Genomic DNA, 26252 nt, shown 5'->3' on the forward strand with positions numbered 1-26252 from the left:
CTGTCCCCGAACGGGGACTGACCCACCTTTGCCCGTCCTTGCCCTCAAGCTAGAACCCATGGGCCAGGGTCTGTCCCCAAAGGGGACTGACCCACCTTTGCCCGTCCCCGCCCCGAAGCTCGAGCCCATGGGTCCAAAATGGGTCAGTCCCCGTTCGGGGACAGACCCCAGGAGACAGACCCCTGACCAAAAAAAACCCGCCGAAGCGGGTTTTTTTGAACACGGAGCAGATTACTGCCCGTACTTGGCCTTGGCCTTCTGGCGATACGCGTGCAGAAGCGGCTCAGTGTAACCAGCCGGCTGTTCACGACCTTTCAGAACCAGATCCACAGCTGCCTGGAAGGCGATGCTGTCATCGAAGTTCGGGGCCATGTTGCGATACGCGGCATCACCGGCATTCTGCTTGTCTACTACGGCAGCCATACGCTTCATGGTTTCCATGATCTGCTCTTCAGAGCAGATACCGTGGTACAGCCAGTTGCACAGCAGCTGGGAAGAGATACGCAGGGTCGCGCGGTCTTCCATCAGGCCGACGTCGTTGATATCCGGCACCTTGGAGCAACCCACACCTTGGTCGATCCAGCGCACAACGTAGCCAAGGATACCCTGGGCATTGTTGTCCAGTTCCTGCTGGATGTCTTCGGCGCTCAGTGAAGACGGATCGTCCATCACCGGAACCGTCAGGATGTCATCCAGAGATGCACGCTGACGGTTGGCCAGCTCTTTCTGCACATCAAACACGTTCACCTGGTGATAGTGGGTAGCATGCAGGGTAGCGGCCGTCGGCGACGGAACCCAGGCGGTGTTGGCGCCAGACTTCGGATGGCCGATCTTGGCTTCCAGCATGCCGGCCATCAGATCAGGCATGGCCCACATGCCTTTACCGATCTGGGCAACACCAGACAGACCTGCTTCCAGGCCAATGTCGACGTTCCACTGCTCGTAGGCGTTGATCCAGGTAGCCAGCTTCATCGGGCCCTTACGGATGAACGGACCCAGCTCCATGGAGGTGTGAATCTCGTCGCCGGTGCGGTCCAGGAAGCCGGTGTTGATGAACACGGTGCGATCTTTGGCAGCGTGGATACAGGCTTTCAGGTTCACCGTAGTGCGACGCTCTTCGTCCATGATGCCCACTTTCAGGGTAAAGCGTGGCAGGCCGAGAGCATCTTCAACGCGGCCGAAGAATTCGTTGGTGAACGCCACCTCTTCCGGACCGTGCTGCTTGGGCTTAACAATGTAAACAGAGCCCTTGGTGCTGTTCTGGAACTTGCCATCAGCCTTCAGATCGTGAATGGCGATCAGGGAAGTGACCAGGCCGTCCATCAGGCCTTCCGGAATTTCGCTGCCGTCTTTCAGCAGGATGGCCGGGTTGGTCATCAGGTGGCCAACGTTACGAACGAACAGCAGGCTACGGCCCTTCAGGGTCAGCTCGCTGCCATCAGCACCGGTGTAGGTGCGGTCGCCGTTCATGCGGCGAGTCATCATCTGGCCGCCCTTCTCGAAGGACTCTTCCAGGTCACCTTTCATCAGGCCGAGCCAGTTCTTGTAGGCTACTACCTTGTCGTCTGCGTCTACCGCCGCAACGGAGTCTTCACAGTCCATGATGGTGGTCAGGGCCGATTCCATCAGTACGTCTTTGACGTTGGCACCGTCGTCTTTGCCGATCGGATGGCTGGCATCGATCTGGATTTCGAAGTGCATGCCATTCTTCACCAGCAGAACGCCAGTGGGGGCATCAGCAGCACCGGTGTAACCAACAAAGCCGGACTCGTCTTTCAGGCCGGTGACTTCACCATTCTGCAGTTTCACCGCCAGCTTGCCGCCGTCGATGTAGTATTTGGCGGCATCCTTGTGGCTGCCGGCCGCCAGGGGCGCAGAGCCATCCAGCAGATTACGGGCCCACTCGATAACCTTGGCACCACGAACCGGGTTGTAACCGCGGCCTTTCTCAGCACCATCTTCCTCAGAAATAGCATCGGTGCCGTAGAGGGCATCGTACAGGCTACCCCAGCGCGCATTGGCAGCGTTCAGGGCGAAACGGGCATTCATCACCGGCACAACCAGCTGCGGGCCGGCCATGGTGGCGATTTCCGGATCTACATTGGCAGTAGAGATTTTGAAATCGGCGGGCTCATCGACCAGGTAACCGATCTCTTTCAGGAACGCCTTGTACTCGGCCATGTCCAGCTTCTGGCCCTTGTGGTCACGGTTCCAGGCATCCATCTTTTCCTGAAGGGCATCACGCTTGGCCAGCAATTCGCGGTTGCGCGGAGCCAGTTCGTTCACAATCTTGTCAAACTCGGCCCAGAATTTGTCAGCGTCAACACCGGTGCCCGGGATCGCTTCGTTATTTACGAAATCGTACAGATTCTTGGCGATCTGGATGCCGCCAACTTGAACGCGTTCTGTCATCGTTGCTTGCCTCAATGGGTTTGTAGTTCCCGACTCCCCTTCTAGCGCCACGGGCGCGGGGCATTCTGATTTGAGCGCAGCATTGTACGTGAAATTCCCTACAAGGTCATTCCCATACAGCACAATGCGGCTTTAGGTGTAATGGTGCGAGTCAGGCCCGGCGCCAGGTGGTGCCTTCGCGACTGTCGTCCAGAATAATACCCTTTTCGAGAAGCTCATCCCGGATACGATCGGCCCCAGCAAAATCTTTCGCTTTGCGGGCATCGGCGCGGGCCTGAATCATGGCCTCAATATCTTCAGCCGTCAGCTCACTACCGGTATCGGCCTGAAAGAAAGCTTCCGGGTCTTGCTGAAGCAGCCCCAGCACGCCACCCAGACGAACCAGTATGGCTGCGCTGCGTTTGGCCTGCTCGTCATCGCCTTCACGGCGGTGATGATTGATGTCGTTGGCCACGGCATGCAAAACCGCGATTGCACCGGCGGTATTGAAATCGTCGTCCATCACTTCGGCGAACCGGCGATCGTGGTCGGTTTCCGGCACATCACTATCCTTGGCCGGAGTAATGCCACGCAGGGCGTGATACAGCTTGGTCAGTGTGCGCCCTGCCTCAGCAAGGCTTTCCTCGGAATAGTCTACCTGGCTACGGTAATGGCTGGAGACCAGGAAGTAGCGCACCACTTCCGCCGGATACTTTTCCAGGATTTCCCGGATGGTAAAGAAGTTGCCCAGAGACTTGGACATCTTCTCTTTGTTCACCCGAATGGCGCCGGCGTGCATCCAGGTATGAACAAACTTGTGGCCGGTGGCACATTCCGACTGGGCAATTTCGTTCTCGTGGTGCGGGAACAGCAGGTCCGGCCCACCACCGTGAATGTCGAAGGTGTCGCCCAGGCACTTGGTGGACATGGCCGAGCACTCGATGTGCCAGCCCGGCCGGCCATCGCCCCAGGGAGACTGCCAGCTGACTTCGCCAGGCCTGGCGGCCTTCCACAAGGCAAAATCCGCAGGGCTGCGCTTGGCTTCCTGCACATCCACCCGGGCACCGGCAACCAGGTCTTCGAGTTTTTTCTTGCTCAGCTTGCCGTAGTCCGGGAAGGAATCCACCGCGAAATACACGTCACCGTTATCAGCCGCGTAGGCATGGTTGCCCGCAATCAGCGTCTGGATCATCGCAATGATGTCATCAATGTAGGCGGTAGCCCGCGGCTCATCGCTCGGAGCCAGCACGCCCAGGCGTGCTTCATCTTCGTGCATGGCGTGAATCATGCGATCGGTCAGGTCGGTGTAGACCTCGCCGTTTTCATCCGCCCGGCGCAGGATCTTGTCGTCGATGTCGGTGACATTGCGCACATAAGTCACGTCATAGCCACGGTGGCGCAGGTAACGGGTAACCACATCGAAGGCCACCAAGACCCGAGCGTGGCCCAGGTGGCAGTAATCGTAGACCGTCATGCCACACACGTACATGCGTACCTTGCCCGGCTCGATGGTCTTGAACGCTTCCTTCTGCTGCGTCAGCGTATTGTAGATACGCATTACTTGCCTCCCTTGCCCCAGGAATCCCGAAGTGTAACGGTCCGGTTGAACACCGGCTTGCCGGCCTTGGCAGTCAGCTCCTGATCACAGAAGAAATAGCCCTCGCGCTCGAACTGATACGGCAAATCGGTCCTTGGCTCGGCCAGACTTTTCTCAACCCGCGCCCCCTTCAGCACCACCAGAGACTCCGGGTTCAGGTGATCCAGGAAGTCGCCTTCCTTGTCGCTGTCCGGATTCTCGTGGTTGAACAGACGGTCATACAGGTTGATGTCGGTCTCGACGCTGTCACTGGCCGATACCCAGTGAATCACGCCGTTGGGCTTGTAACCTTCCGGGTTCACACCCAAGGTGTTCGGGTCGTACTCGCATTTGAGTTCCACGATCTCACCGCTGGCATCGCGCACCACCTCTTTACAGGTCATCACGTAACCGCCGCGCAGACGCACCGCCTGCTCCGGCGCCAGCCGTTTCCACTTACGCGGAGGCTCCACCTCGAAGTCTTCCCGGTCGATGTACAGGGTGTGACTCCAGGTGACGTCCCGCTCGCCCATCTCCGGCTTCTGAGGGTGCACTGGCAAGGTCAGGGTTTCGGTCTGATCAGCCGGGTAGTTGGTGAGAGTCACTTTTAGCGGGCGCATGACGCACATGGCGCGGGGTGCACGGTCGTTCAGGTCTTCCCGGATGGCATACTCCAGCATGCCCACATCCACGGTACCACCAGCTTTGTTAACACCGATCATGTCGCAGAAGCTGCGAATGGATTCCGGTGTGTAACCACGGCGGCGCATGCCGGAAATGGTCGGCATGCGCGGATCGTTCCATCCGTCTACCACATGCTCGTCCACCAGGCGCTTCAGCTTGCGTTTGCTGGTGATGGTGTAATTCAGGTTCAGCCGCGCAAACTCAATCTGGCGCGGATGGCACGGAACGGTGATGTTATCCAGCACCCAGTCATACAGGGGCCGGTGGTCTTCGAATTCGAGCGTACACAGGGAGTGAGTAACCCCCTCCAAGGCATCAGAAATCGGGTGGGTGAAGTCGTACATCGGGTAGATGCACCACTTGCTTCCGGTCTGGTGATGGTCGGAGTAGCGAATGCGGTAAAGAATCGGGTCCCGCAGGTTGATGTTCGGGGAGGCCATATCGATCTTGGCCCGCAACACCAACTCGCCGTTCTGGAACTTACCGTCGCGCATGTCACGGAACAACTGCAGGCTTTCTTCCACCGGGCGGTCCCGGTATGGGCTGTTCTTGCCGGGCTCCTTCAGGGAACCACGGTATTCAGCCATCTGCTCAGCATTCAGTGCACACACATAGGCCTTGCCTTTTTCGACCAACTCCTCGGCAAAGGCGTACAGCTGGTCAAAGTAATCTGAGGCGTAACGTACGTCGTCCGCCCACTCGTAACCCAACCACTCGACATCCTGCTTGATGGCGTCGATGTATTCCTGGCTTTCCTTTTCCGGGTTGGTGTCGTCAAACCGAAGGTTGCACTCGCCCGCAAAGGTTTGCGCGATACCAAAGTTCAAACAGATCGACTTGGCGTGACCAACATGCAAATAGCCGTTGGGCTCCGGCGGAAAGCGGGTAACGACCTTGCCGGTGTGCTCACCCTTGGCGATGGCGTCTTCGATCAGGCTCTGAATAAAATTGTGGGCTTTCTTCGACTCGGCGCTCATACAATCTCTGTCAACAGGGAATGGATCCTGGGAGCATGGTGCAGGCTCCCTTAAACCGCCTATTATACTCACAAATCGTTGCCGGACTCATGCACAGGACGAAACTCTTGAGTACAATGCAACCTTCAGACCCACAACCCCCTTTAACAGGACGACCTGATGATTCTGCTGCAAACCAACCACGGTGATATCAAACTGGAACTGGACTACGAAAAAGCCCCGGAAACCGCAAAGAACTTTGAACAGTATGTTCGAGACGGTTTCTACGATGGTCTGATTTTTCACCGTGTTATCAGCAACTTCATGGTTCAGGGCGGTGGCTTTGAGCCGGGTATGACCCCGCGCAAAACCCGTGAGCCCATCCAGAACGAAGCCGACAACGGCCTGAGCAACATGGTCGGCACCATTGCCATGGCCCGCACCATGGACCCACACTCAGCCACTGCCCAGTTCTTCATCAACGTGGAGAACAACGGCTTCCTCGACCACACCGCCAAAAATGCCGAGGGCTGGGGCTACTGCGTGTTCGGCAAGGTGGTTGACGGCATGGAGACCGTGAACAACATTCGCGCCGTACGCACGACCATGCGCGCTGGCCATCAGGACGTTCCGTTTGAGGACGTCATCATTGAAAAGGCCGAGGTTCTGGAGGACGCGTGACCACGCTGTTTATCTCGGATCTGCACCTTGAGGAATCGCGTCCGGATATTACGGACGCGTTCCTCGCGTTCCTGCGCGAAAAGGCCATGGGCGTTGAACAGCTCTACATTCTGGGCGACTTTTTTGAAGCCTGGATTGGCGACGACGAGCGCACACCGCTTCAGGAACAGATTGCCGGCGCCCTGAAAGAACTCAATGACCGCGGCACCCGCATCTTCCTGATGCATGGTAACCGGGACTTCCTGATCGGCGAAGACTTCTGCGACCGGGCAGGCGCCACACTGCTGGACGACCCGACCGTGATCGATCTTTATGGTACCCCTGCACTGCTGCTGCACGGCGACAGCCTGTGCACTGCCGATGTGGAATACCAGAAATTCCGCGCCAACATGCGCAACCCGCAGATGCAGAAAATGATGCTGGCCCGCCCCCTGGAGGACCGCCAGCAAATGGCAAAGCAATTACGGGCGCTGTCGATGGCCAAGAACCAGGGCAAGGCGGAAGACATCATGGATGTGACGCCGGAGGAAGTGGTCAAGGAGCTCGAAGCTCACGGCGTGCAGTTGATGATTCACGGCCACACCCATCGCCCGGCCGTGCACCAACTGGAAGCCAACGGCAAACCGGCACGCCGTATTGTGCTCGGTGACTGGCACAGCCACCTTTGGTGGTTGGAAGTGCAGCCGGGCAAGGAAGCCGAGCTGAAAAAACAGCCCCTGCAGCCATGACGCCGCAGCTTTAGCCCCTTGCTCAAGCCTTACCCGGCGGGCTCCCGATAGGTTTCCAGGCGGCGCAGCCAACCCGGCAACCAGCGTTCCCGCTCAATGGCCTGCTCTGCAAGCTCCGCGCGCCGGGTAAGCACCCGGCCCGCAGCCTCCCGAAAGCGATCCAGCGGGCGAAGCCCCGGGCTCGTATCCATAGCCTGCAAGACCTGCAACAACCCCCAACCTTCGCCCTCATAGCGCTCCGTTTCTGAAAGTCCTTCGCCCTTGAAGTTGACGTAGTCCATCAACGCGTAGACACCACCGGGCGTTTGCCCAAGCTGCCACAAACGCTCCCGAATAACCGGCCGCTGCGCCTCTGGCGCGGCATTAACCACCGTCTCCAGGGAGCGGACGGCGCGATCCTGGATAAAGCGCACCTGATGCCCGCGGGTTTCGTACAGGAGTACCCGCAGCGCCTTTACCTCATCGGTTTCACTCGAACGACTGAGAAAACTGACACGGTCTGGCCAAGGCGCGCCCTGGGTGCGGGCGTCTTCCAGCCAGCCGGGAAGCTGCACACCGCGATCAACCATAAAATCCAGAAGTGCCGGGAAGCTCTCGGTAAAGCGTCCGCTTTCGCCCTCCGGATACCAGATAAAGTGGCCAATCCCCAACGAAGGAAACGCTTCGCCCTCATTCCAGTGCACCAGGCATTCATGCCGCCCGGCACATTCGTTTCGGAAAATCTGCTCACCAACCCAGGCCAGCTCTTCGGCCGTCAACGTCATGGCCTGTGCCTGCTCCGGCACCTGGCCAGACATGCGCAGCAACCGTCCATCGGCTGAGTCGGTCAAGAGATACAGTGCGCCGTCCGGGCCTTGCCGCACATCGCGGATGCGCTCTCCAAGCTCGGAAAACAGGCGTTCGGTTTCCACAACCCGGCCCTCGCTGAGCACCACCCGGTGCACGCTCTTGTTGGCCAGGGCGCCAACAAACAGGTTGCCCTGCCAGTGGGGGAACTGATGGCCGTCATACAATGCCAGGCCCGATGGTGCGATGGACGGCGTCCATGACCACAGGGGTTGCTCGGTACCCTCGTATCGTTTGAATGGCGTTACCATGGCACCGGTATAGTCACGGCCATCGGTGGCCAACGGCCAGCCGTAATTGCGCCCGGCCTGGATCAGGTTGATCTCGTCACCGCCACGGGGGCCGTGTTCGTGAGCGATGACCCGGTCATTACCGGCATCGTAGACCAGCCCCTGAACATTTCGATGCCCCAGGCTGAAGATCTCCGGCAGAGCGCCATCCACCTGTACGAACGGATTATCCGCCGGAATGGAACCGTCCGGATTCAGTCGCACGATGGTGCCCAGATGGCTGGACAGTTTCTGTGCTTCCTCCCGAAAATCGAAGCCATCCCCCAGGGTTACCAGCAAGGTGCCGTCGGCCAGCCAGGCCATGCGCCCACCGTAATGGGCATCACCATATTTACCCGGCCTGGCCCTGAAGATTTCCCGCACTTGCATCAGTTCGCTTCCGACAAGCTGGCCACGGGCGACGCACAGATGATTTTCCCGAACCGTGCCACAGGCATAGGCGAGGAACACACCACGACGTCGATCATCCCCCGCCCTGCCATCAAAGCCGGGCTCGAGTAGCACATCAAACAATCCGGCCTGGCCGGAGACGAATACGTCCGGGACACCCGACACCTGCACCTGATGCCCATCCGGCGATACTTTTTTCAGTTCTCCAGCGCGCTCGGTCACCAGAAAATCACCCCCTGGCATGAATGCCAACGACCACGGGTGATCAAGCCCTTCAGCGACCACGTCTATCCGATAATCGGCCGCTTCCTGGGCCAATGTCGGCTCCGGAGCGCCCACGCCGGCCAATACCAAGAAAGGTGCTATCAGACCATGACGGGCCACGGTCATGGTCATCTTGCCCGTCAGTTGCGCAAACACCCATCCCGCTACTGCTGCGGTCCCCAGCATCGCCAACAGCCCGGGCAGGGTTCGGGTTGCTGCGATCAGTGTCGGCATGGGCGCCAACACATCAACCAGGGCCAGCGTTGCCCACAACGCAAGAGCTCCACCAAGGGCATACCAGAAATCCCGGTAGGGCCAGCCCAACAACCGGAGCAATCCCGCAGTTACCAGGAAGCCCGGAACCAATGCAGCGGCCAGCAGCACCCCATAGACAGGCGCGAACCCAACCAGGTCCTGCCCCATGACAACGAGGCGATCCACCAGGCTGAACGAGGCCCCAAGGGCCGACAACGCCGACAGGTTGAACTGAGTCTGCACCAGACTGCCGAGAAACGCGCCGCACACCACCGCGATGGCTCCCGCAATTACGATTTGGACACTTTTTTTCATTCCCCTGCGCTTCCCGTAGTGATGATTTTCTGACAAAGGCTCTGATAACGAAGGAATTTTCAGAAACTTCCCGGCCATCTGATCCGTTACCTTAGCAAGCTCCAGCGGTTGAAGCACAAGCCTCTTGCCTCATACTGTTCATATAACGCAACTGACACGAGTGAACCCTATGACAGGGAACCGGGCTTCTCTTGCAGCCTGTTTCATACGCACCTTCTTCCTTGCCTGGATCTGGCTGGCAGTGATTCGCGGCCTGCTGATCATTCAAAGCGGGGTACTCCCGAGCCTGCCCGGTACCCTGGGCGGCGACGTTGCCGGGGCTTTTTTGCTGGCCGTATTCCTGCATCTATCGGTTGGCGTTGTCCGCGCCCTGTTGATCACCGCCCTGGGCGTCGCACTCTATGTGGCCGGCATGCACCTGACAGCCCATGGCACGCTTTTCCAACTGGCCTTCGCCGGCAAGGGTATGGACAGTACGTTCATTACCGGCAGCCTGCTCAACATCTATCTGATAACCCTCCCGGGCTACCTCGTGCTGGCCTGGCTGTTGCACTGGCTGCATCGAAAATGGGTGCCCACTTCAGAGCGTGCGCCAGTCCTGCTTATCAGTTCCGCCGTTCTGGTCACCGGCCTCTACACTCTGTCGTTTCCGAGCCTGACGACACCCGCCAATAATGTGGTGGCCAGCACTGTCGCCCAGGTTCCAGGTGCGTTGCTCAATCCGGTTGGCACTGCTATCGGTGACGAAACCACTGAACTCAGTGAGCAACTGGACAGACGAACAAACTTTTTCCACCAACAAACCAGCAACTTTCAGAATCCCGAGCCACCCAATGTTCTGTTGATCATGATCGAGGGGCTGTCCGGAGGCTACCTGCCGAAAATCAGCCAATATCACAACCTTCAGCCCATCGTCTCTCTCGACACTCTGGAGGCGACGTTCGACGCCTTCGGTTTCCGGGTCTACAACAACGTGCTGAGCATGGAACGGCAGACGGATCGCGGCACCTTTGCCCTGGTGTGTGGGCGCTACCCCGACTTGCGCCGGCCATCGGAGAAGATGTTGGCCGTCGCGGAAGACAAAGCCAATCCCGACTGCCTTCCGGGGAAGCTGAAAGATCAGGGCTACACCACCGCTTACTGGCAAGCTGCGCCAATCGAATACATGAAAAAAGATCAGTTCATGCCCCGGGCGGGCTATGAGAACGTCACCGGCGCAGAGGCATTTGGTCACGCGCAGGAACAGGATGGCTGGGGACCGCCAGACCCGACGTTCTTCCCGGACATTGCTGAACGCCTGAGTGAACTGGATAGCCAACGCGGCCCCTGGTTTGTCACAACCCTGAATGTCGGCACCCACCATCCGTTCAACATCGGACCAGAAGCCGAACAGGAACTGGAAGCCGAGCAGGCCAACCAATCTCCTTCTGAAGAAACAACGGGGCTCCCTGCCACCCAGATGGCTCGCAAAAAGGCCATGGTGGTCATGGCCAACTCCCTAGAACGCTTTCTGACACAGCTTGAGCAGGAAGGACTGCTGGACAACACTCTGGTGATTGTCACATCCGATGAATCCGGCGGCTTTGTTCGCGACGACCATGAGACCTTGCCGCTGAACAGCAACCTCGGCGTGCTGGCCATACGCTCGCCGGGCCGGCCAGACCTCAGTGAATTCGCACCGGAAAACCGGATTGTTGCCCAGTTCGACATCCCGATGACCATTCTGGATGCTACGGGCAACGGCCACCTGGCCGGGGACATGCTTGGCCGAAGCCTGCTGTCTGAGCCGACGGAGCCTGCTCGCGACCTGATGCTGGCCGACACCTACACCGGCATGAAGTACTTTCTCCGGGAATCCGGCACCCTGCTCGCCTGTACCGAATTGACTACCCGCTGCAGCAACTGGGCGTTCGATCCAGACAGACTGTTCGGAAGCCTGCAACAAACCGAAGACGAACCCTTCCTGTCCTTCGATGAGCGCCTGGCACTGCTGGAGAAAGCCACACTGCTGACCCAGGAAGGCGAATAACGTGCTACCCCTGCTAAGACAAGGCTTGGCCCTGTTCCGCCACCATCATCGGTCATTGCTTGCGCTCTACCTGACCTTCACCGGTTTATCCATCGCGGTATTTACACCGCTGATTACTGCCGCGGTGTCTCTGCTCAGGCCACTCACCGGTGACGCGGCCATCACAACCGGTGGCCTGCTGGACTTTCTGGCATCGCCGGGCGGCGTGCTCTGGCTGCTGGTAACCCTGTTACTTGCAGCGGTACTGATCGTCCTCCAACTGGCCGGGGTTACTTTGATCGCCGCCCAGACTGGCAATCACACCTCGAGGGCAGCCATCCGTGCCTTGGTGGGGATTGGTCGGCGCTTGCCGCAACTGGCTCTACTGGCCATCATTCAAACCCTGGCGCATTTGTTGATTGCCTTGCCATTTCTGGCGGCCATGGGCTTCGCCGCACATCTGTTGCTCAACAACTTCGACCCTTACCTGCTAAACCTTGAGCGCCCACCGATTCTCTGGTGGTTCCTTGGCTTCTGTCTGGTCATGCTGGGTGCCATTGTGGTGGTCAACGGCACCCTGTTTCTCCGCTGGATTCTTTCCATCCCGGCCCTGATGCTGGACCAACAAACACCGATGGCGGCCCTTCAACAGAGTGCCCGCGACACCCGCGGCGCTCATCGCGAAACGGTCGGTCTCCTGTCGCTTGTTATTGTCGCGGTGCTGGCCATGCCGGCCGTGGTAACGCTGGTGTTTGATTTGCTGGCGGCCAGTGTGTTCAGGGTTGTGCCAGCGAAAGCCAGTATCCTCTTGCCCGTGGTTATCCTGTTGGTGGGGAGCTACCTTCTCGTCAGTCTTGCCCTTACCTTCCTGGCCAGCTCGGCACTGGGCACCCTCATCGTCGCCCGCTACAAAGCAATACCCGGGCGCAAGCTGCAATGGCAGCAGCCGTCTCCGGACCGACAGGATGCAAAAACCGGGCGCCGGCTTTGGCTGCTCGAGGTCGTGATCATCGCGCTGGTACTGACCCAAAGCGTTCAAGTGGTCAACTCGCTGAACCAGCAAGACAAAGCGACCATAACGGCCCACCGTGGCAGCGCCTTCAAAGCTCCGGAAAATACTCTCAGCGCCATACACCAAGCTGTAGAGGACGGTGCCGACTACGTTGAAATTGATGTCCAACTGACCGCAGACGGCGTACCAGTGCTCTGGCACGACCAGGATATGGCGAGGATATTCGGAAAGCCGGAACGGATTGGCGATGTCCGGTATGACGACATCCATCATCTGGATGCCGGCTCATGGTTTGGTGATCACTTTGCCCATGAGCGTATCGCAACGCTGGAGCAAGCGGTCAAGGCCACCCGTGGCCAGGCCCGACTGTTTGTTGACCTGAAACCGAACCGCAACGAGCGGGCACTGGTAACCGCCGTTGTCCAGACCCTGCAAGAAAATAATGCCGTGGAAGGCACTATCATTGCAGCAGCTGACTGGCCCAGCCTGGAACTGGCAAAGCAAATGGAACCGGGCCTGAAAACCGCGTTGCTGGCACAGTTCGTGGTAGGCCCCTTGTGGCAGGATCGTTACGACATTCTGGCGCTGCGCCTGAACCGGGCCACCCCGGCAGCGGTCGCCAGGGCGCACAAGGCGGGCAATGAGCTGCATGTGTGGACTGTCAATCAACCGTCCGACATGGCACGCTTTCTGGATATGGGCGTTGATAATATCATTACCGACCGCCCGGATGTGCTGGCTGAGCTGATGGCAGAGCGCGCGGCGCTCAGCGATGGTGAGCGCCTGGCAATGCAGATCCGCAACTGGCTGAGGTAGACCGCAGCAGGCCCAAAGGCGGTTTACTGCTCCACAAACGCCCGTTCAATAACGTAGTGGCCCATGTCGCCGCCGCGAGCCTCACGGAAGCCCATGTTATTGAGAATGCTGCAGGTGTCCTTGAGCATGCTCGGGCTGCCGCAAATCATGAAGCGATCCTGCTCCACATCAAAATCGGGCAAACCGAGATCACGGGTGATCTTGCCAGTCTCCATGGCATCGGTCAGGCGACCCTGGTTGCGGAAGGGCTCACGGGTGACCGTCGGGTAGTACAGCAATTTGCCGTGCACCATCTCACCGAAAAACTCGTTTTCCGGCAGGTCCTGGATATCCTGCTGGTAAGCCAGCTCAGACACATACCGTACCCCGTGGGTCAGGATGACCTTGTCGTAGGCTTCATACACCTCAGGGTCTTTGATAATACTCATGAACGGCGCAAGCCCGGTGCCGGTGCTGATCAGCCAGAGGTTGCGTCCCGGCAACAGGTTATCCAACACCAGGGTGCCGGTGGGCTTACGACTGACCAGAATTTCATCCCCCACCTGAATCTTCTGCAGTCGTGACGTCAGTGGGCCGTCCGGAACCTTGATCGAGAAAAACTCAAGCTCTTCCTCATAGTTGGCGCTGGCGATACTGTAGGCCCGCATAAGCGGCTTGCCGTCTGTTTCCAGACCAATCATGACAAAGTGCCCGTTCTTGAAACGGAACCCCGGGTCCCGGCTGGTCTTGAAACTGAACAGAGTATCGTTCCAGTGGTGAACGCTGGTGACCGTTTCTTTCATCAGATTACTCATGGCAGCCTCGTTGTTGCGACTTCATACAGGTTATATGGGAATTCAATGGGTAAAGTTTAACCCGACAGGTTAAATCGACAAAACAGGCAATACTCATATATGTGTTCGATTTTATAGATATACATCGATAACAAACTGACCGGGGTCATGGTCTTCAGGTTACTCCTGAACTAGCCTGAAAGAAATTGGTCCCAGAACAAACAACCACCAGGGAGAACACCATGCTCGATCACCTGATTCTGACCGTGGACTACACCAAGGAATGGGAACAGGCTATGGAACAGCTGCCAGCTTTGCTCAAACTCCTGGGCACCCGGAAGATTACGCTCACCTATGTCCTGCAGACCCATAAACGACTGCATCCGGACGACACCGAAGGCTCGGCTACAGAACGGTTACGGAGGATCGGGGAACACCTCAAGAACAGCCTGGGCATAGAAACCGCCACCCACGTTTCCAAGGGCTTTGTTGCCCAGGAAGTCCAGGCTCTGGCCAAGAAACTCAACGCCGACGGCGTCGTAGCGTGCAACCGCAGCCATCGGGCAGCCAAGGAACTGTTCTTCGGAAACACCGCCCTGAACCTCGCCCGAATGACCAAAGTTCCGCTCTTGATCATTCCGGTCCAGGACGAGCCACCGGCGGCCGAAGAGGAGATTTTGCTTGCCACCGATGGATCAAAGGCGTCATTCAATGCCCAGGCAGTCTTTGAAAAGCTCATGGCCAACCAGCGCACCGGGCGCGTGGTATGGGCACATTCCGAGGAGCCGGAACAATCTGATGAAGCCACGGAACAGAGGATCAATGAACTGGCAGAGCGTCACCCAAACGTACACCGGAATATCCTGACCGGCCGGCCGGTGGACCAGATCCTGAAAACCATCAATGACACCCGCCCCCTGTTGACCATTATGGGGAAACGGGGCTCAACACCCATTCAGGAGATCATGATCGGCAGTACCACGGAACATGTGGCGGCCGGCAGCCCCTACCCGGTACTGATGATCCCCTGAACCGGCCATCACGGTTGTGTTGGCGGCAGTGACCGGCTAACGTATCGATCAGACAGGACATTTTCTTTCATCTATCCGGCCTGATCGATTATGAAGTACAGCTTCCGCCAACTCGAGGTCTTCCTCGCCGCCGCCCATTTCCAGAACATCACCCGGGCGGCGGAATCCCTTGCCATGTCGCAATCCGCGGCCAGCAGTGCCCTCAAGGAGCTGGAATCCCAGTTCGATATCCAGCTGTTTGACCGGGTGGGCAAACGGCTGCAACTGAACGAGCTGGGCCGACTGTATCGGCCGAAAGCCGAAGCCCTGCTGGCTCAGGCGAGGGAGCTGGAACAGGCCTTCAGCAAACACTCCGAGGTCGGCGCTCTGAAAGTGGGTGCCACACTCACTATCGGCAATTACCTGGCGGTAGGCGTGATGGCCGAGTACATGAGCTCGCCAAACCACCCGAAAGTTTCTCTGGAAGTTGCCAACACCAGCACCATTGCAAGACGGGTTCGGGACTTTGAACTCGACATCGGTTTGATCGAGGGCGAACTGCAGGCGTCGGAGCTGGAAGTGATTCCCTGGCGAGAAGACCGGCTGGTGGCCTTCTGCTCCCCTGACCACCCGCTGGCCGGCAAGGGCGAACTGACCGACGACGATCTGCGCGCCGCCACCTGGATTCTCCGGGAACAGGGCTCCGGCACCCGCCAGAGCTTCGAACGGGGCATGCACGGGCTACTGCCAGACCTGAACGTGCTACTGGAACTGGAACACACCGAGGCCATCAAGCGGGCAGTAGAAGCCAACCTGGGCATCGGCTGCCTGTCAGAGGTGGTCCTGGCCGACGCCTTCAAACGCGGCAGCCTGGTGCCCCTGGCCATCCCTCACCGCCAGTTCGACCGGCACTTCTACTTCATCCTGCACAAGCAGAAATACCGAAGTGCGGGGATTGCCCGGTGGATGACGCTGTGTGAGGAGCTTTAGAGATTTTTTTCTCTTTTGTCCGTGAGCGTCTGTGAATGTCCGTGGCGAAGGGTCAGTAAGCGAGAGGCCCACTGTGAAACCGGAACTCCGTATCCGGCTCTTCAATCAGCTTCTGCTCGATGGCCATAAACTCCGCCACCCGATCTTGCACCGGGCCACCGTTGGCCCGCTGTGCCAGTACCAGATAATCCTGGTAATGCCGCGCTTCAGATTTCAGCAAACTGTTGTAGAACTCCGCCAGCTTGTCATCAAGGTGCGGCGCCAGGGCGGCAAAGCGTTCACAGGATCTCGCCTCGATGATGGCGCCTACAATCAACACATCCACCAAGCGGCCAGGGTCATCCTTGCGAACGGCTTCACGCAGGCCTGCAGCGTAACGGGCCGGCGAAAGATGTGAATAAATCACCCCCCGCTTCTTCATGATCGCCAGCACCTGCTCAAAATGCCGCAACTCCTCCCGGGCTAGGCGGGACATCTTGTTGAGCAGATCGGTGTTGTCCACATAGCGGTATATCAGGCTCAGCGCCGTGGAGGCCGCTTTCTTCTCACAGTGGGCGTGGTCAATCAGCATCACATCCTGGTTGGCCAGCGCATTCTCAATCCACTGTACCGGCGTGCGGCAGGGCAAAAATTCGTGTATCTCTTTCAGGGCGTCGTTCATGGCTTCAGCAGCAGTCTGATTCATCAAGCGCGGCAGTATAGCGCAGCTAGCAGATCTCTCCGACCTCTGTCCAACTTAACTTTATAAGGGGTTTCCTATAGAATGCAGCGCCAGATCAAGGAGTCTCTGAATAAATCCTGAAACCCCATCGGTGATTTGAGGCGTTATTCAGAGGCTCCTGCGGCCTTTTCGCCAAAAAACCTCCCGCCAGGCAAGCTTGCCTCCGGCGCGGGACATTCCAACTGATGAGGGTCCATATCGTGTTAGAAGCCTACCGTGAACACGTTGCCGAACGTGAAGCCCTGGGTATCCCACCCAAGCCCCTGAACCCCGAGCAGACTGCTGGTCTGATCGAGCTGCTGAAAAACCCGCCGGCCGGCGAAGAAGCCACCCTGGTTGACCTGTTGGAAAACCGCGTACCACCGGGCGTGGACGAAGCAGCTTACGTTAAAGCTGCGTTCCTGACCGCGATTGTTAAGGGTGAAGCAACGTCTCCTCTGATCGACAAAAAGAAAGCTGTGCAGCTGCTGGGCATGATGCAGGGCGGCTACAACATCGCGACTCTGGTTGACCTTCTGGACGACAGCGAACTGGCCGAGCTGGCCGGTGAAGAACTCAAGCACACCCTGCTGATGTTCGACGCGTTCAACGACGTTAAAGAAAAGATGGACGCTGGCAACGCCGTGGCCAAGTCTGTGGTTGAGTCCTGGGCCAACGCCGAGTGGTTCACCAAGAAGAACAAGGTTCCCGAAAGCACCAAGATGGTGGTGTTCAAGGTGACTGGCGAAACCAACACCGACGACCTGTCTCCGGCTCCGGATGCCTGGTCCCGTCCGGACATCCCGCTGCACGCCCGCGCCGCTTACAAGATGGAGCGCGACGGCCTGAAGCCCGAAGAGCCCGGCGTAACCGGCCCGATGAGCCAGATCGACGAAATCAAATCCCGCGGCCTGCCGGTTGCTTTCGTCGGTGACGTAGTCGGTACCGGCTCTTCCCGTAAGTCTGCCACCAACTCCGTTCTGTGGTTCTTCGGTGACGACATCCCGGGCGTGCCGAACAAGCGTGCCGGCGGTGTGTGTATCGGTAACAAGGTTGCCCCGATCTTCTTCAACACCATGGAAGACGCTGGCGCCCTGGTATTCGAAGCACCGGTCGACAACATGAACATGGGCGATGTGATTGAAATCCGCCCGTACGAAGGCAAGATCCTGAACGAAGCCGGTGACACCATCTCCGAGTTCAAGTTCAAGTCTGACGTGATCCTGGACGAAGTTCAGGCTGGCGGCCGTATCCCGCTGATCATCGGCCGTGGCCTGACCGCCAAGGCCCGTACCGCACTGGGCATGGGCGCAACTGATCTGTTCCGTCTGCCAAAAGATCCGGAAGCCGGCACCAAGGGCTTCACCCTGGGCCAGAAGATGGTCGGCAAGGCCTGCGGTCTGGATGAAGGCCAGGGCGTGCGCCCGGGCACCTACTGTGAGCCGCACATGACCACCGTAGGCTCCCAGGACACCACCGGCCCGATGACCCGTGACGAGCTGAAAGACCTGGCGTGTCTGGGCTTCCAGGCTGACCTGGTGATGCAGTCGTTCTGTCACACCGCCGCTTATCCGAAGCCGGTAGACGTAGAAATGCAGCACACCATGCCGGACTTCATCCGCACCCGTGGCGGTGTTTCCCTGCGTCCGGGCGACGGTATCATCCACTCCTGGCTGAACCGCATGCTGCTGCCGGACACCGTAGGTACCGGTGGTGACTCCCACACCCGTTTCCCGATGGGCATTTCCTTCCCGGCCGGTTCTGGTCTGGTTGCGTTTGCTGCTGCCACCGGCGTTATGCCGCTGGATATGCCGGAATCGGTTCTGGTTCGCTTCAAAGGCGAAATGCAGCCGGGCATCACCCTGCGTGACCTGGTACACGCCATTCCGCTGTACGGCATCAAGCAAGGCATGCTGACTGTTGAGAAGAAGGGCAAGATCAACGAATTCTCCGGCCGTATCCTGGAAATCGAAGGTCTCGAGCACCTGACCGTTGAGCAGGCGTTCGAGCTGTCTGACGCTTCCGCTGAGCGCTCTGCAGCCGGTTGTACCATCAACCTGTCTGAAGAGTCTGTTGCCGAGTACCTGCGCTCCAACATCACCATGCTGCGCTGGATGATTGCCGAAGGTTACGGCGATCCGCGCACCCTGGAGCGTCGTGCCCAGCAGATGGAAGAATGGCTGGCCAATCCGAAGCTGATGCGTGCTGACAAAGACGCCGAATACGCTCACGTGGTTGAGATCGACCTGGCCGACATTAAAGAGCCGATCGTTTGCTGCCCGAACGACCCGGACGATGCCAAGTTCCTGTCCGAAGTGGCTGGCGACAAGGTGGACGAAGTGTTCATCGGCTCCTGCATGACCAACATCGGTCACTTCCGTGCCGCCGGCAAACTGCTTGAGCAGCACAAAGGCCCCCTGAGCACCCGTCTGTGGATGTCTCCGCCCACCAAGATGGACCAGGCCCAGCTGATGGAAGAAGGCTACTTCAACACCTACGGCACCGCCGGTGTTCGCACCGAGATGCCGGGCTGTTCCCTGTGCATGGGTAACCAGGCACGTGTAGCGCCGAAGTCGACTGTTCTGTCTACCTCTACCCGTAACTTCCCGAACCGTCTGGGTGATGGTGCCAACGTGTACCTGACCTCTGCGGAACTGGCAGCTGTGGGCGCGGTACTGGGCAAACTCCCGACTCCGGCAGAGTACATGGAGTACGCCAAGGACCTGAACAGCATGTCCAAAGAGATCTACAAGTATCTCAACTTCGACCAGATGGACGAGTACACCAAGAAGGCGTCTGAAGCTTCTGTAGCCTGAGACCTTCTGAGGTAGCTTACCTCTGATCTGAAAACGCCAGCCTTCGGGCTGGCGTTTTTTTATGCCTCTAGTGTGGAATTGGCTGCCTCTGGGGTTCAGGTTTCGGAGTGAGCTGGCCCCGAGGTGGGGGAGTCTTTTCTTCCGGGAAAAACAACTCGCTTCGCTCAGACATCTTTTTCCCTGCAGAAAAGACTCCCCCACCCCGCCGCCAGCGCTGAACCATATGCAGTTTTCAGGTACAAAAAAGGGCTCCCCGCAGGGAGCCCTTATCAGATCACTGAATAGTATCAGTGACTGCTGTTATCGCTCGATATGCTGGTACTCTCCAGCATCGCTGGTAGCCAAGGTGACTACTACGATAGCGATGAACGCAGCGATGAAGCCTGGGATGATTTCATAGACGCCCGGGCCACCCATGAAGCTGCCGTTCCAGCCCAGAGCAATCCACGCCATTACCGTGACAGCACCCACGATCAGACCAGCAAGTGCACCGGCACCGTTGGTACGTGACCAGGTCAGGCCGAGAATGATCAGCGGGCCGAAGGCGGCACCAAAGCCTGCCCAGGCGTTACTGACCAACGCCAGAACCTGAGAGTTGGGATCAGAAGCAATGAGCGCTGCAACCAGACCCACCGCAACAACACAGGCACGGCCGATGTTCACACACTCCTTGTCGGAAGCCTCTTTACGCAGGAACAGGCGGTAGAAATCCTCGGTCAGGGATGAGGAAGCCACCAACAGCTGACTGGAGATGGTACTCATAACCGCTGCCAGCAGAGCCGCATACAGGAAACCGGTGATCAACGGGTGGAACAGCAGGTCCGCCAGGATGATGAAAATGGTTTCCGGGTCAGCCACGTCCATACCGTTCCGGATAGCGTAAGCGCGACCGAAAACGCCCAGGGAGATGGCGCCGATCAGGGAGATGGCCATCCAGGACATGCCGATGTTACGGGCCACAGACACTTCATGTACGGTGCGGATTGCCATGAAACGCACAATGATGTGCGGCTGGCCGAAGTAACCCAGACCCCAGGCTACCGCTGAGAGCCAGCCAATCAGTGTCAATCCTTCGGTCCACGATAGCAACGTCGGATCAACGCTGTTCAGGGTTTGAGACGCCTGAGCGAAACCGCCGCCGCCTTCACCGAACAATACCACTGCAGGCATCAACACCAGAGCCAGCATCATGATGCAGCCCTGTACAAAGTCGGTCATGCTCACCGCGAGGAAACCACCAACCACGGTGTACGCCAGAACGACACCGAGGGTGATCACGATACCTACGCCATAGTCGCTCAAACCGCCGAAGTTGAAGATGCCGGAAAAAGCACTTTCAAACAGCTTGCCGCCTGCAACCAGACCAGATGCCGTGTAGACCGCAAAGAATACAACGATAACAATCGCCGATACCGTGCGTAGCGGCAGCGCCTTGGTCGGAAAACGGTTGGCCAGGAAGGCCGGAATAGTCAGGGCGTTACCGTAGTGAACGGTTTGTTCACGCAACCTGGGTGCAACAATCACCCAGTTGATAAACGCACCCACAAACAGGCCGATACCGATCCAGGCGTCCGCCAGGCCGGTAACAAACAACGCCCCGGGCAAGCCCAGAAGCAGCCAGCCACTCATGTCGGAAGCACCGGCCGACAAAGCCGCTACTTTTGGGCTGAGCCCACGTCCACCCAACATATAATCTTCAGCTGTCGCCGAGGCTTTCCGCATGGCGTAAACGCCAATGCCGATCATAATCGCAAAATACGCAAATAGACTGATCCAAACGCCAATAGCCATAAGGCTCCTCCGGTTTATTGAGTCGGACTGAGTCCGCTCTTAAGGCACAGGTACCACATCACTGTTGGTTGACTGGCCGTTGTTCTTGTTTACCCAAAATCCATCCGAATTGGAGCGAGGCAAGCCCCCGCACAGCCACTCCTTCACTATAGTTATTATTCACACCTTTACGACCAGGATTGCCGAGCAAAAAGTGCGATTCTACAGATGCATTAAGTTAGTATTACTACGGACCTACGGCTTACAAAATCCTACGATTCTTTTGCATAATCCTACGGGACTACCGAATTTACCGCCCAGTTCAGGCAACACTTTCATTAATCTGCAATCTGGAGGGTGTTGTGCCCTTGTATTTGCGCAACGCATTGGTCAAGGCACTCTGGGAGGAGAACCCGGTTCGGTAGCTTATTTCCGACACCGAGAGAGACGATGATGCGAGCAGGTGAGCGGCCTGCTCAAGGCGGGTCTGCAGCAGAAACTGATGAGGGGTTATGCCCGCCACCTCCCGAAAAACCTCATGGAATCGACTGACACTGAGGCACGCCTCACTGGCCATTTCCTCGACAGTAATTTTTCGATGCAGGTTGGCCAGGATATAACGTCGGATCACCTCAGGGCTGATGCTTGCCCGGCTGGAAGACTGGACCTGACGGTCCACAATGCGGTCCGCCATGCAGTAAAGAATACTCGAAGCCAGATGCTGCTGCAGGGTGAGGTTGTCTGGCGCGCGGTCAAATTCACCGGCGGTAAACTGGACCAGCCCCTGTAACCGGCTGTCCATCTGCAGGGTGCGCGGCTTCTCGAAAAACCGCATCATCCGTTCGTAATCCGCATGGGCCGGCGTATTGATAGCTGGGGTGAGCGGGTCAAGATTGATCACCAGAACGTGGTTCTGATCATCGCCACAGTAATCGTGGCTTGCCTCAGTGGGCACAACACAGGCTTTCCAGGTATCCAGGTGAGCCCCGGTGCCACCGACACTCAACTCAGCCTCTCCCCTCACCCCGATGACAATCTGGTGGTGTTCGTGCCGATGCTGGTGAGCGGCGATGGGAAGCTTGAGAAGTTTTGCGTTGAGCATTAATGCTGCCGGCCGTTAACTGAGAATGTACATCAATTAAAGCAGAACATTACAAAAAGTGCACGAAATCGACGCAACTATGGCCGTACTCCGGTTAATCAGGCGGATTCCGCCATTTTAACCAGGGCAGCCAACAACGCCGACACACTGGCCGATACCTGCTCCAGCGGCAATGCTGCATTAACCACATGGTAGTTGCCAGGCATCGCCGTAGCCCGCGCCAGGTAGGTATCGCGAATGCGCTGGAAAAAGGCCAGGGTTTCCTGTTCAAATCGGTCGAGCTCTCCCCGCTTTTTCGCCCGGGCCATACCGGTTTCCACGGGCGCATCCAGCAGGATGACGTGGTCTGGCCGTACCTCACCCTGAACCAGGGTTTCCAGCAACGCGATACGCTCGGCGGGCACACCCCGGCCGCCGCCCTGATAGGCAAAGGTGGCATCGGTGAAGCGGTCGCACAGTACCCACTGCCCCTTGTCGAGGGCCGGAAGAATCCGGTTATGCAGGTGCTGGGCCCTCGCTGCGAACATCAACAGCAATTCTGTGGTTTCATGAACCGGCTCTTCCCGGGGCGACAACAACAACTCCCGAATGTTTTCCGCCATAGGCGTGCCACCAGGTTCACGAGTGACGATAAAATCGACGCCGAGGTCCTTGAGGGTGTTCGCAGCGTTTTCCAGCTGTGTGGATTTGCCAACGCCCTCGGTGCCTTCGAAGGTAATAAAACGGCCTCTGTTGTGCATCATTCTTCCCGGCTGTTGTTCAGGGTTCCCGGTGCCGGAAACGAGCGATAGCCCTCACGGCGATTCAACTGATACTCCCTGACCGCTTTCTGGTGCTCCGCCAGGGTTCGGGAGAACTTGTGGCTACCATCACCACGAGCAACAAAGTAGAGGGTATCGCCGTCCTCCGGGTGCAAAGCGGCGTGCACAGAGTCCCGCCCGGGCAGCGCAATCGGTGTGGGCGGAAGACCGTTGATTCGATAGGTGTTATAAGGGGTGTAGGTCTGAAGGTCGCTGCGGCGGATACGACCCTGGTACTGATCCCCCATACCGTAGATAACGGTGGGATCAGTCTGCAGCCGCATGCCTTTGTGCAGTCGCCGCACAAACACACCCGCCACTTCCCCACGCTCCCAGGGCACACCGGTTTCCCGCTCAACGATAGAAGCCATGATCAGAGCTTCATAAGGGGTATCGTAAGGCAACCCTTCGGCCCGGTTCTGCCATTCTTCCTCAAGCACACTCACCATACGACTGTGGGCACGCTTGAGAATATCCAGGTCAGACTCGTTGGAGCTGAACATGTAAGTGTCCGGAAAAAACCAGCCCTCCGGGTGCTGGTCTTCAGCACCCACCGCCGCCATGACGTCTTCATCAGACCAGTCAGTGGTGACCTTTTTAAGCCGTTCAGAGCGCGCCAGCGCAGCGCGCATGTCCCGGAACGTCCAGCCTTCGATAAACTGTACCGACCACAGCTTTACCTTGCCTTCAACCATAGCGTCTACCATGGCGACTGGTGTCATTCCGGGCAAGAATTCGTAGTCACCCGCCTTGATCCTGGTCTGGTCGGGGTAGAGGCGGCCATAGAGCCTGAGCCAGAGGGCATCCGACACATAGCCCGCATTCTCCAACTGGCGGGCCACTCGGCTGAATGCTGTGCCTGTTGGCACTTTAAACAGCACCGGTTCTTCCAGCGCAACGGGTTGCTTCAGGGTTTGCAAACCCTGCCAGGCCCACAAGCCACCGCCGGCAGCAGCGAGCACGAATACAGCAACAACGATCAGTAACTTCTTGAACACGCGAATCAATCCAGTCTTGCCGGTGAACCGACGATTGTCGCAAGTCGCTGGTCAACAGGCAAATCGTGCCCGGCCAGATTGCGAACCGGCACCACCCCGACAACACTGTTGCTGAGCCAAAGCCCCTGACAGCTGCCGCCCAACAGTGTATCAAGCGTCAGTGGCATCTCCCGGAATTCGTGGCCGGCAATTCTCAGCCGGTCAAGCACGTAACGACGCATCACACCCGCAACCGCCAGGGTTGAAGCGGGCGGTGTCAGCCATACGTCTTCAAACAGCATGAACAGATTGGTCCGGGTGCCTTCCACCACATGGCCATCACGATTGCTCATCAGCACCTCAAAGACATCCCCTTGAAGCTCCCTGGCCGCCATCACCTGCTCAAGTCGGTTCAACGACTTGATCCCGGCCAGAAGCGGGTTCACTGTCAGCGGAACACGGGAGAAGTCGGCCACCACACCTTCCGGCCCGGGAACACTGGGGAAAGCGGAATGGGACACAATGAGAGACGGCTTCATGCGGGGCTCCGGGCGGTAGCCCCGCCCGCCCGAACCACGGGTGAGGGTCAGTTTGAGCACCCAGTTTAAGGACGGGTACAGGCCGGAATATCGTTCCAGGGCGCGAGCGCAGGCTGCCTCAAGTTCCGGGCGCGCCACCGGGATGGCAAGCCGGCCGGCATCACGGACCATCCGGTCAAGATGATAACCCAACAGGCTGGCCTTACCGCCCATGATGGCAATGGTCTCGAACAGACCATCGCCGTAGGCAAGGCCCCGGTCTCCCGGTGGAACACCACCGTCTTCAGCCCAATACAGATCAAACACGGTAGGGTCAGTCTTCGTAACGACTTACAATCAGCGTGCCGTTGGTGCCGCCAAAACCGAACGAATTCGACAGAGCAATCCGAACGTCCGCCTCTCGGCTCTTATGCGGCACCAGGTCCAGATCACAGCCCTCGTCTGGCTCGTCCAGATTGATGGTCGGCGGCAAAACCCCGTCGCGCACGGCCAGTATCGAGAAAATGGCTTCGACAGCGCCAGCGGCCCCCAGCAAGTGGCCGGTCATGGACTTGGTGCTGCTCATGGCAAGCTTGTGTGCGTGCGCACCAAACACCGACTTGACCGCTGCCACTTCCGCTACATCCCCGACCTGGGTGGAGGTGCCATGGGCATTGATGTAGTCAACCTGTTCCGGTTGCAGACCTGCGTCACGGATGGCGTTAACCATGGACCGGCCGGCACCTTCGCCACTGGCGGGGGGCGCCGTGATGTGATGGGCATCATCGCTCATGCCAAAACCGATCACCTCGCCATAGATGGTGGCTCCGCGAGCCCGAGCATGCTCCAGCTCCTCCAGCACCACCACCCCGGCACCGTCACTCAATACGAAACCGTCACGGCCCTTATCCCAGGGACGACTGGCTTTTTCCGGCTCATCGTTACGGGTTGATAACGCACGGGCCGACGAAAAGGCCGCCACGCCAGAGCGGGTTGTTGCCATTTCCGAGCCACCAGCCAGCATCACATCAGCATCGCCATAGGCGATGGTCCGGGCAGCGTAGCCAATATTATGGGTGCCGGTGGTGCAGGCGGTGACAATGGCAATATTCGGCCCCTTGTAACCAAAGCGAATGGCAGCGTTGCCAGAGATCATGTTGATAACAGAGGCGGGCACAAAAAACGGAGACACCTTGCGGGGGCCGGATTTCTCCATCTGGATCACGTTCTTCTCGATGTACTCCAGGCCACCGATGCCGGATCCGATGGCAATACCAACCCGCTCCTTGTCGAGATCGCCAAACTGCTCCAGGCCACTGTCATCAACCGCCTGCTGGGCAGCAATCAGGCCATAATGAATAAAAGCATCCAGTTTGCGCGCTTCCTTGCTGGACAGATAGGGTTCAATATCAAGATCCTTTATTGCCCCTCCAATCCGGGTGCCGTAGTCAGTTGCATCAAACCGATCAATCAGCCCGATACCGCTGCGCCCTGCCCGGATGGCCGCCCATGACGACTGTACATCATTCCCCACCGGAGAAAGCATTCCCATGCCCGTGACAACAACCCGTCGTTTACTCATAA

Annotated in this window: 19 protein-coding genes; 7 read left to right on the forward strand and 12 right to left on the reverse strand. The window is 58.1% G+C overall.

Translation table 11 applies throughout. The annotated features are described in order from the left end of the window. Window positions 1–231: 231 nt before the first annotated feature. The 3 genes from ABIE59_RS15540 to ABIE59_RS15550 all read right to left on the reverse strand — a co-directional run bounded on the left by ABIE59_RS15540 (window position 232) and on the right by ABIE59_RS15550 (window position 5628). The gene (locus tag ABIE59_RS15540) at window positions 232–2412 is read right to left on the reverse strand and encodes a malate synthase G (protein WP_354448355.1); all 2181 of its coding nucleotides are present in this window, start codon (window positions 2410–2412) and stop codon (window positions 232–234) included. A 151-nt stretch (window positions 2413–2563) separates the two neighbouring features. After that, entirely contained in the window at window positions 2564–3949 is a 1386-nt protein-coding gene (cysS, locus tag ABIE59_RS15545) for a cysteine--tRNA ligase (RefSeq protein WP_354448357.1), read from the reverse strand. Continuing rightward, window positions 3949–5628, reverse strand: coding sequence for a glutamine--tRNA ligase/YqeY domain fusion protein (locus ABIE59_RS15550; protein WP_354448359.1), 1680 nt, complete (start codon window positions 5626–5628; stop codon window positions 3949–3951). The genes cysS and ABIE59_RS15550 overlap by 1 nt, the downstream gene beginning before the upstream one ends. Window positions 5629–5787: 159 nt before the next feature. On the opposite strand from ABIE59_RS15550, the gene ABIE59_RS15555 reads away from it, so the two are divergent. Further along, window positions 5788–6288, forward strand: a complete 501-nt coding sequence (locus tag ABIE59_RS15555; protein WP_072677569.1) for a peptidylprolyl isomerase — start codon at window positions 5788–5790, stop codon at window positions 6286–6288. Further along, window positions 6285–7016 (forward strand): UDP-2,3-diacylglucosamine diphosphatase, encoded by a 732-nt coding sequence (locus ABIE59_RS15560; RefSeq protein WP_354448361.1) that lies wholly within the window; start codon window positions 6285–6287, stop codon window positions 7014–7016. Before ABIE59_RS15555 ends, ABIE59_RS15560 begins: the two co-directional genes overlap by 4 nt. A 29-nt stretch (window positions 7017–7045) precedes the next feature. Here the strand turns inward: ABIE59_RS15560 and ABIE59_RS15565 are convergent, their stop codons facing one another. Further along, the gene (locus ABIE59_RS15565) at window positions 7046–9376 is read right to left on the reverse strand and encodes a PQQ-dependent sugar dehydrogenase (protein WP_354448363.1); all 2331 of its coding nucleotides are present in this window, start codon (window positions 9374–9376) and stop codon (window positions 7046–7048) included. A 169-nt stretch (window positions 9377–9545) separates the two neighbouring features. Between ABIE59_RS15565 and ABIE59_RS15570 the strand changes: the two genes are divergently transcribed. Continuing rightward, a complete protein-coding gene (locus ABIE59_RS15570; protein WP_061330957.1) occupies window positions 9546–11405 on the forward strand; it encodes an LTA synthase family protein in 1860 nt (619 codons plus the stop codon). Window positions 11406–11430: 25 nt separating this feature from the next. Beyond that, a complete protein-coding gene (locus ABIE59_RS15575) occupies window positions 11431–13212 on the forward strand; it encodes a glycerophosphodiester phosphodiesterase family protein (RefSeq protein ID WP_354448365.1) in 1782 nt (593 codons plus the stop codon). A 23-nt stretch (window positions 13213–13235) separates the two neighbouring features. Here the strand turns inward: ABIE59_RS15575 and ABIE59_RS15580 are convergent, their stop codons facing one another. Beyond that, entirely contained in the window at window positions 13236–14006 is a 771-nt protein-coding gene (locus tag ABIE59_RS15580) for a ferredoxin--NADP reductase (protein ID WP_061330955.1), read from the reverse strand. A 221-nt stretch (window positions 14007–14227) separates the two neighbouring features. Here ABIE59_RS15580 and ABIE59_RS15585 point away from each other — a divergent pair, with 221 nt between their 5' ends. Beyond that, complete coding sequence (locus ABIE59_RS15585; RefSeq protein ID WP_061330954.1) at window positions 14228–15016, forward strand: universal stress protein; 789 nt, start codon at window positions 14228–14230, stop codon at window positions 15014–15016. A gap of 90 nt (window positions 15017–15106) precedes the next feature. Next, on the forward strand, window positions 15107–15985 hold the full coding sequence (locus ABIE59_RS15590) for a LysR family transcriptional regulator (RefSeq protein ID WP_061330953.1): 879 nt from the start codon (window positions 15107–15109) through the stop codon (window positions 15983–15985). Between the two features lie 52 nt (window positions 15986–16037). On the opposite strand, the gene ABIE59_RS15595 is transcribed toward ABIE59_RS15590, so the two are convergent. After that, window positions 16038–16646 carry a MiaE family protein gene (locus ABIE59_RS15595; protein WP_061331163.1) on the reverse strand — a complete coding sequence of 203 codons (609 nt, stop codon included), beginning with the start codon at window positions 16644–16646 and terminating at the stop codon, window positions 16038–16040. A 260-nt stretch (window positions 16647–16906) separates the two neighbouring features. On the opposite strand from ABIE59_RS15595, the gene ABIE59_RS15600 reads away from it, so the two are divergent. Further along, window positions 16907–19501 (forward strand): bifunctional aconitate hydratase 2/2-methylisocitrate dehydratase, encoded by a 2595-nt coding sequence (locus ABIE59_RS15600; RefSeq protein WP_061331162.1) that lies wholly within the window; start codon window positions 16907–16909, stop codon window positions 19499–19501. A 300-nt stretch (window positions 19502–19801) separates the two neighbouring features. Here the strand turns inward: ABIE59_RS15600 and putP are convergent, their stop codons facing one another. The 6 genes from putP to fabF form a co-directional block, all read right to left on the reverse strand. Beyond that, a complete protein-coding gene (gene putP / locus ABIE59_RS15605; RefSeq protein ID WP_138436473.1) occupies window positions 19802–21292 on the reverse strand; it encodes a sodium/proline symporter PutP in 1491 nt (496 codons plus the stop codon). A gap of 301 nt (window positions 21293–21593) precedes the next feature. Then, window positions 21594–22373, reverse strand: a complete 780-nt coding sequence (locus tag ABIE59_RS15610; protein ID WP_061331911.1) for an AraC family transcriptional regulator — start codon at window positions 22371–22373, stop codon at window positions 21594–21596. 98 nt (window positions 22374–22471) lie between these two features. Next, on the reverse strand, window positions 22472–23113 hold the full coding sequence (gene tmk, locus ABIE59_RS15615; RefSeq protein WP_061331910.1) for a dTMP kinase: 642 nt from the start codon (window positions 23111–23113) through the stop codon (window positions 22472–22474). Next, window positions 23113–24171 carry an endolytic transglycosylase MltG gene (gene mltG / locus ABIE59_RS15620; protein ID WP_061331923.1) on the reverse strand — a complete coding sequence of 353 codons (1059 nt, stop codon included), beginning with the start codon at window positions 24169–24171 and terminating at the stop codon, window positions 23113–23115. The genes tmk and mltG overlap by 1 nt, the downstream gene beginning before the upstream one ends. 5 nt (window positions 24172–24176) lie before the next feature. Beyond that, window positions 24177–24995: an aminodeoxychorismate lyase gene (gene pabC, locus ABIE59_RS15625; protein ID WP_061331909.1), complete on the reverse strand. Its 819-nt coding sequence runs from the start codon at window positions 24993–24995 to the stop codon at window positions 24177–24179. Window positions 24996–25002: 7 nt separating this feature from the next. Further along, a complete protein-coding gene (gene fabF, locus ABIE59_RS15630; RefSeq protein ID WP_061331908.1) occupies window positions 25003–26250 on the reverse strand; it encodes a beta-ketoacyl-ACP synthase II in 1248 nt (415 codons plus the stop codon). Between the last annotated feature and the right edge of the window lie 2 nt (window positions 26251–26252).

The sequence above is a fragment of the Marinobacter sp. MBR-99 genome (genome assembly GCF_040547575.1).
Lineage (GTDB): Bacteria > Pseudomonadota > Gammaproteobacteria > Pseudomonadales > Oleiphilaceae > Marinobacter.